This is a genomic window from Bradyrhizobium sp. SZCCT0231 (assembly GCF_018130245.1).
Classification (GTDB): Bacteria; Pseudomonadota; Alphaproteobacteria; order Rhizobiales; family Xanthobacteraceae; genus Bradyrhizobium; species Bradyrhizobium japonicum_F.
This window is the reverse complement of sequence record NZ_JAFCKP010000029.1, coordinates 37,747-44,660: the sequence shown is the minus strand read 5'-3', so window position 1 is coordinate 44,660 and position 6,914 is coordinate 37,747. Positions and strand designations below refer to the sequence as shown.

At 64.1% G+C, this 6,914-nt stretch carries 5 protein-coding genes; all 5 read right to left on the bottom strand.

All coding sequences use genetic code 11. From position 1 onward, the window contains the following. Positions 1-474: 474 nt before the first annotated feature. Genes JQ566_RS33450 through JQ566_RS33430 form a run of 5 tightly spaced genes read right to left on the bottom strand, consistent with a single transcriptional unit; the run spans position 475 to position 6,913 of the window. Positions 475-2,202: a hypothetical protein gene (locus JQ566_RS33450; protein WP_212380345.1), complete on the bottom strand. Its 1,728-nt coding sequence runs from the start codon at positions 2,200-2,202 to the stop codon at positions 475-477. A gap of 17 nt (positions 2,203-2,219) precedes the next feature. Further along, positions 2,220-5,144 carry a phage tail protein gene (locus tag JQ566_RS33445; protein ID WP_212380343.1) on the bottom strand — a complete coding sequence of 975 codons (2,925 nt, stop codon included), beginning with the start codon at positions 5,142-5,144 and terminating at the stop codon, positions 2,220-2,222. A gap of 1 nt (position 5,145) precedes the next feature. After that, positions 5,146-5,604 (bottom strand): GNAT family N-acetyltransferase, encoded by a 459-nt coding sequence (locus JQ566_RS33440; RefSeq protein ID WP_212380340.1) that lies wholly within the window; start codon positions 5,602-5,604, stop codon positions 5,146-5,148. Then, the gene (locus JQ566_RS33435; protein ID WP_212380337.1) at positions 5,601-6,281 is read right to left on the bottom strand and encodes a hypothetical protein; all 681 of its coding nucleotides are present in this window, start codon (positions 6,279-6,281) and stop codon (positions 5,601-5,603) included. Before JQ566_RS33435 ends, JQ566_RS33440 begins: the two co-directional genes overlap by 4 nt. Next, positions 6,278-6,913 (bottom strand): hypothetical protein, encoded by a 636-nt coding sequence (locus tag JQ566_RS33430; protein WP_212380334.1) that lies wholly within the window; start codon positions 6,911-6,913, stop codon positions 6,278-6,280. Before JQ566_RS33430 ends, JQ566_RS33435 begins: the two co-directional genes overlap by 4 nt. Position 6,914 lies beyond the last annotated feature (1 nt).

Here is a 6,914-nt window from a genome sequence, read left to right as displayed (position 1 = left end):
GTGAGGGAGGCCAGAAGGAATTCGGCTCCCGGGAGAGCGCGGCATAAGCCGTAAAACCACTGCGCAGGGAAGGCCGAGTGATTGGCTACACCTGTATGCTGCTGTGCGGTTCTTCCTGCGTGTGCTTCTCGCGCAGCGGACCGCGGGTGCGAGCTGGCACCCGGCCTTCCCCATAGGCGTTAAGTTTATTCTTGAGTGTTGGAATCACACGTGATTCCAAGGGGCATGGCAGACGAATCGCTTCTGAACGAGGACTGGACGAGAGTGGTTGCGCAGCTGTAGCGCGCAATTTCAAATGTCACCTCGCGCAGGTTCAAATGTCACCCCCGTTAGGTGGGGTGGAACCCCCGCCCAAATACCCATGGAACCCGGGTCCGGCCGGTCGGCGCGCTCCGGGAGGCAGTCCGGCCGCTTAGAGCCGCGCGATCGCCGTGTAGTGGATGAAGCCCTGCACGTGTCCGACCGCTCTCGTGATCAGCCCATGACGCTTACTATGTTTGCTGAACGTGAACCGTCTGCCGCTGAGCCAAAATAGATGCTCGCCTGTGCAGACGCGTTATTTCCGCCCAAAAGTGTTGCGTAATGGTATCCTTCCGAGAGTCTACGTCTAGCGCTTAGTGATAGCGGCCTCAAAGAACCGCCAGAACCCGAACCATCTGAGATTGTACTCATTCCAGGTTCAGGAGTCGTTCCATCAAAGCCTATGGCAAAGAAGGTAACTTGGCTTGCAACACCCACATACCCGGATGCGCTTGGATTAACCTCAACCAGTTCATCAGCCCAGGTAAGAAATTCGACTCTAAGCTCTGAGTGAAACTCAGTCCAACTCGCATTTGTGATTGATCGGGTGGCTGTAGTATTTGCAACACCTGACTTACCTGAACGATTGAACCATGAGAGCACGAACCGTTGCGAACCGCTGTCGACCCATGCCGGGCCGGTCACTGCGCGCGCTATACCAACCAGAGTTCGAGTGTTATCGCCGGTCTTGATCTCGGTGCCCTTATTCCCGGCGGTGGTTGACGTCGCATGCGCTGTCGTCGACGCTTCGAGCGCGTTTATCGTTCCGCCGCTCGCGGTGGCATAAATGAAATAGGTGGTGCCGGGCGAGAGACCCGTGGCAGCGAGCGAGACACCGGCATCGGGGACCACTGACGGCGTACCGTTGACCGTCAGCAGATTACCGTTCAGCGGAGACAGGACGAGATTGCCGCCCGACAAAGTCAGCCGGCACTGGCCGTAGCTTTGAGGCACACCGAGGTTGTCACGCGCCATCGATTTGTTGGCTAGATCGGACAGATTGTTCGCACTGGACAGATCGCCAGCGCCAGACTCACCCACGACGTTGAAGATCCAGTCGTCATGCGTGCCGCTGCCGTTGGTCTCGTCGGCGTTGATGGTCAGCGTCGTGCCGGCATAGGTCGCGAGACCCGCCATCCAGTTGGACGTGTTCGCCGCCGAGCTGGCACGCACGCGCGCGCCGTCCTGGTAGGCGAGCCCGGCCTGCGTGGTGAAGGCCTGCGACCCGGTTCCGATCGTGCGCGACGTCGTCGAGGTGCCGCCGTAGCCGGCGCCGGTCGGACCGGCCGCGCCCGTCTCGCCCTTGGCGGCGAGCAACTGCCAATAGGTCGGGTTCGGAGCAGCGTGGCCGGAGCCGGGCGTCGGATTGATCCAGACGTAAGACGATCCAGCATCGGTCATGACGTCCCCGACCGAGTAGGTCGTCACCACGTTGTAAGCGCCGGTAAACTGGAAGGCCTTGAAGATGCCGAGATAGGTCCAGACGCCGCCGACCTTCACCCACTTCTTGCCGGTCGTCGGTTGGTCGGCGTACTGACCGTCATTGCCGAGCGACGGATCCGGCTCGGTCAAATCTGCAGCGACGAACCAGATGAAGCCGTCGACGTCGAGCGCCGCAACCAGCTGGTTGACCGTCGCCATTGCCTCCGCACCGACGACGCGCTGCGGATAGTTCGGCCAGATCTTGTAGGGCGCACCGCTGAGCGTCGAGCCAGGCCACGGCGTAATGGTCAGATGCGTCTCGTCGACGACCTCGACGATCAGCGCCGAGAAATGACCGCTGTCGAACCGGTCGCCGGGACGAACATTGGTGCCTGACCAGATCGTTCCCACGCCAGTCACGGCAGTGCCGTCAGCCGCAACGGAGACGGTCCCGGTCTCATACGGAACAAGTGCAGTCATCTCTGGAATCCTTCAGGTCACCTTCGCGGGTTGAGAACGATCAGCGTGCCCGTGCAGTTGCCAAGGCTCGCCGCGAACGAGAATGTGTGGCTGCCATCGGAGAGACCCGTCACGTGCGCAGCGATCGCGAGCGGCGGAACGCGCGCGAAGATTTTTGAATCGTCGATGAGGGAATGAAACTTCATCGCCGATTCCGTCGTGCCGCTCTTGACCGTCGAACCATCGACGATCAAATCGCCGATGATAGCCCTCGACGACGCCTCATCCGTCACGGTCGACGTCAGAAACCCCATGACGATCGCCCTGCCGCCTTTGATCGTGACGGTCTTTGAAGCAAGCGTGCCGCCGCCAACACCCGAAAGCGTGCCCGACGCCGCATCCGAATTGCTCGCCGCGCCGTCGATCAGCTGCTCGATGCCGACGCCGTTCACCGCGAGCTGCAAGGTGGCGACCGACCCCGAAACGATCCGCGAGCCGTAGAACGTGCCGTCATGCACCAGCAGGCCGCTCATGCCGATCTTCGACACGCCATCGATCAGGCCCACCGTAAACGGGCTGATCGGAGCATCGCCATTGTAGCCCGGCAATTGGAGCTGGAATTTATCGGCCCTGATGGTGACGGCAGACCAGCCGGCGCCGCCATCGATCCGGATCATTCCGGTGATGACGCCGTCGACGCCGACCTCGACGCCCCAAGACGCCGCTGCGTAATCTTCCAGCGTCGCAATCGCTATCGCGGACTGCGTGACGAACGCACTGGTCGATCCCCATGTCGCCGTCGCCATGGTCGAGAACGAGGCGTAGGCGGCCGCGGTCGTCACCGCGACCGTGCGAACGTCGTCGATCTGCGCCAGCGCATCGCCCGCCCGCGCCGCGAGCTGCGACCGCAACTCCATCTTGTCGAGCGGCGCGCGCGCCGCGATATCCGCCGCGACCGAGGCGAAGCGATTGAGGGCCTCGTTGATCTGATCCTGGTAAGCTGCCCGGATCGTCGTCATCTCTGCCTTGATCGCCGCATCGAACTCCGCCATTGAATAGCGAATATCCGGCGTGGTCACCGTGACGTAGTCCGACCACAGCATGTCGCGCGTCGTCGTCGGGATATATTGCCCGCGCACCTGATAGGTGGTCGCCGGCAGGACTCCGTCGTGAATGATCCGGTTGCCGGCGCTGAAGCTGTTGACCGTGCCGCGCGTCACCGACGATCCGTCGGCCGCAAGGCGCACCTCGTATTTCAGGCCGTTGCAACCCGGCTGCGAGCCGTCCCAGGCGATCAGGATGGCCGGGCGCCGCGCAAGCCCCGTGCCATCCGTCAGCGTGTACGGTTGCGCGTCCCATAGCGCCACGCCCTGCGGCGCCGGCGGATTGGAGACGGTGCCGCCGGGCGTGACCGGCTTGAAGTCGGCCTCGGTGTCCCAATCGTAGTCGAACGGGTCGACCTCGGTCAGCATCAGGACCACGTCGAGATTGGCCTTGTCGGTGCCGCCGTCGACGCGGAACAGCTTGTCGACATAGCCGTTGCGCGCGCTGGTCCATTCGCCGACGTCGCCCGGCTCGACCAGCCAGAACGCCGGCGGCAGCACGATGGTGTGCCCGCGCGCGCGCTGGGCTTCCTCGACGGCCGACTTCTGCAGCCGCTGCACCTGCTCCGGATAGGGCACGGCATCGAAGGCGGGACTGGCCATCAGCCGGCGGTTGCCGTCGCGGATCTCCAGGTCGGTGCGGTAATAGGGCGGCGCCGTCGCCGTGTTCCAGCCCTGCGACGGATCAGGGTAAGTCGCCTGGATGCCGTTGACGCTGTCGGCCAACGCAAAGAACGGCCGGAATGTCTGGCTCTCCGTCGAGAGGATGTCGCCATCGGTGAAGCTGAAGCTCGGCGAGTCGGGCGCGCCGACATGGCATTTGTAGAAGCCGCCGACCTCCGAGATCTTGCCCTGGCAGCCGGTCATCAGCGTTTCCAGCGCATTCACTGGCTGCGCATCGACGTTGATCTGCACGCCGGTGCGATAGCTCGGCTCCGGGCCGGAGGCGCCGATCACGGCGCTGCGGCACTTGCCGATCTGTGTGATCCAGTTGGCGACCGGAAGCCGCGCCGCCGCCGTGTTCTGCAAGCCGTAGAGCCAGGTGCCTTGATAAGAGATGCCGCGCAGGATGGCGTAAGCCTGTACCACCGGATAGTCGTCGCCGTCGCCGCCCCAGGTCGCGGGATCGCTGAAGCGATGCGCGCCGCTGCCGCCGACCGTGGAATCCTTCGAGGGATCGTAGAGCGGAATGCCTGACAGTTCGAACTTGAAGGTCGGGATTCCGTTCCAGAGGTTCTCGTCGATCAAGGCGTGGACCACCACATAGCACATGCCCTTGCCGACATGCGCGCTGGTGTAGGGCCGCTCGATCGACGACGCGTTGATCATGGCGCCGTCCGCCGCGGTCTGCGTCCCGTCGTAGTACTTCACGAAGAGGTGCGCGGTCGGCGAGCTCTCGCCCTCGTGCAGCTTGATGTACTCAGGCACCTGGTAGCCGAGGCTGGTCGGGCTGAAATTGCTGTAGAGCGCATCGCCCAGCGCGAGCGTCACCTTGCTGCCGTTCACCTCCATCCCGAGCAGCTTCTCGCCCGCCAGATCCGAGACCGCGATGACCAGCGAGAGGAACGCGTTCGGGGTCTCGTAGCCGTTGCCCCAGGTGTTGGCGTAAACCAGCGAGCCGGCGGTGACGTGCCGGCCGAGCCCGAACGAGCGCGGCACCGCGCCGCCGCCGGCGATCTGGCCCTGGACGCCGAAATGGTCGGTGCTCTGCTGCGGCTTTCCCGACAGCGCCTTCACGGCATAGGAGAGAGCGACCGACGCTGCTAGCGAGAGACCAGTTGCCAGCGCAGTTATCGCGAAGGTGCTGGTGATGCCGACAGCAGCAAGGGTTGCAGTCGCTATGGCTGTGAAAATCGCCATTTCAAACCGCCTTCAAGAAGTGCGTCTCGGCTCTGACATAGCCGCGGCGCTCGTAGAGCCTGGCGATGACGGGATCGTCGCCCATGGCGGCCATGCCGGCAAATCTGCAGCCCTTGCCGCGCGCCCATGCCTCGTAGGCGTCGAGCATCGCAAAGGCGGAATATCCGCGATGCTCAGGGTCGATCCACCATGCCGTCTCGCTTGCGAGCCACACCGGTCCGAACGGGTGCTCGTGCGCGACCGCCAGCAGGATGCCTTCGGCTCGGCCTTGAATGTCGTTGACCAACGCGCAGCCGTTCATCATCTCCAGATGTTGAACGAAGAGGCGCTCGGCGTAAGAGGTCTCAAAAGCGACCTCGAAGCCGCTGGCGCCTGTGCCGTCAAACCCCGCGGCAGCGTGGGAATCGCGAAGCAGCTCCACCGCCCTTGCCGTATCGGATATCGTGCCGCTGCGGATCATTTGAACAGCCCCGCCGACCTGGCCATGCCGACGACATCGATCGGGCCGCTCGACTTCCCCCAATATTGCTGCCACTCCGACACCGTCGCCGTGTGGCGCAGGAAATCGTCCGATGGGTCGCGCAGATGCTGCGACGCATTGGAGCGCGTGTCCGGATTGGACCGCGTCAGCTCGATCGTGTTGCCGGTGCAGGTCAGCGTGACGTCGCCGCTTTGCCCCGCCGGCGGCGTCGTGATCGGCGCAGCGTCGATCGTGCCGACGAAGCGCGGAAACGCCGGCGCCACCATCACGTGCGAGTTCAGGTTGAACAGGCCGCAGGAGATCTGCACCTTGCCCTGCTTGCAGTCGTAGCCCCGCACCAGGTTGTTGACGCGGTCGGCGACCTGCGCCAGCTTGATCGTGACGTTCTGGACCGTGAGGTTCGAGACCCGCGGAATATCCGAGATCGAGATCAGCCCGCTGGCGCCGGCGAAGGTGCGCGTCACGGTCGAGCCGGTGTCGGGATCGATCACGTCGGCGTCGATCGAGCCGACATCCGACCAGTAGCCGTCGGTGACGGGATTGCCGGTGACGCGGTCGCGCACCACGAACCAGATGAAGTCGCGCTTGTACAATAGGCGCGCCTGCAGCGCCGTAAAATTCTCGGAATGGCCCGGTGCGTCGACCGACAGCGTCATGGCAGGTACTGCCCGGTCTTGAAGCTGAGCCGGCCGAACTTGCCGCGCGTCTGCGTTGGCGTCAGCGAGCCGGGCATCAGGGTGAATATCCCGCGCGGTGCCGTCAGGTTCACCGCCGTCGACAGCGTCCAGCCGGCGCGCAAGTGCGGCCGCACCTCGAATTGCGCCGTCACGCCGGCGCCGTTCGCCGTCACCGTCTCCATCGCCTGGTGCAGCGCGCGCCCACCCGTGTAGTCGAACGACAGATAATCGCCGCGCGAGATCACCTGTCCGACGACGAGGCCGGACAATGCGAGCGCCTTGTTGTTGGCGTTCACGGACGCCAACACGCCGTCGTTGGCGCCGACACCGCCGGGATAGAGCCGCGGCGCCGGCCGGCGCAGGTCCCAGCCCTCGAACGGGTTGATGATGCCGTCGAGCGAGGCCAGCACGGCCTGGTAGTCGACCATGTCGTCGTTGTGCAGCTCCTCCGTGGTGTAGCTGCCGAACCACAGCGCCGGGCCGAGATCCTTGCCGATCGTCACGCCGCTCGCGAGCCGGCTCTGCTCCTGCTGCGACACGGGCTCGAACGTGAACGGCTGCTCGAAGCCGACCAGGGTGAGGATGTCCGAGCGGGGAAAGGTGATCGCCATG

Coding starts and splice junctions, on each gene's coding strand:
- JQ566_RS33450 (WP_212380345.1), bottom strand. CDS start 2,202: ATGACTGCACTTGTTCCGTATGAGACCGGGACCGTCTCCGTTGCGGCT.
- JQ566_RS33445 (WP_212380343.1), bottom strand. CDS start 5,144: ATGGCGATTTTCACAGCCATAGCGACTGCAACCCTTGCTGCTGTCGGC.
- JQ566_RS33440 (WP_212380340.1), bottom strand. CDS start 5,604: ATGATCCGCAGCGGCACGATATCCGATACGGCAAGGGCGGTGGAGCTG.
- JQ566_RS33435 (WP_212380337.1), bottom strand. CDS start 6,281: ATGACGCTGTCGGTCGACGCACCGGGCCATTCCGAGAATTTTACGGCG.
- JQ566_RS33430 (WP_212380334.1), bottom strand. CDS start 6,913: ATGGCGATCACCTTTCCCCGCTCGGACATCCTCACCCTGGTCGGCTTC.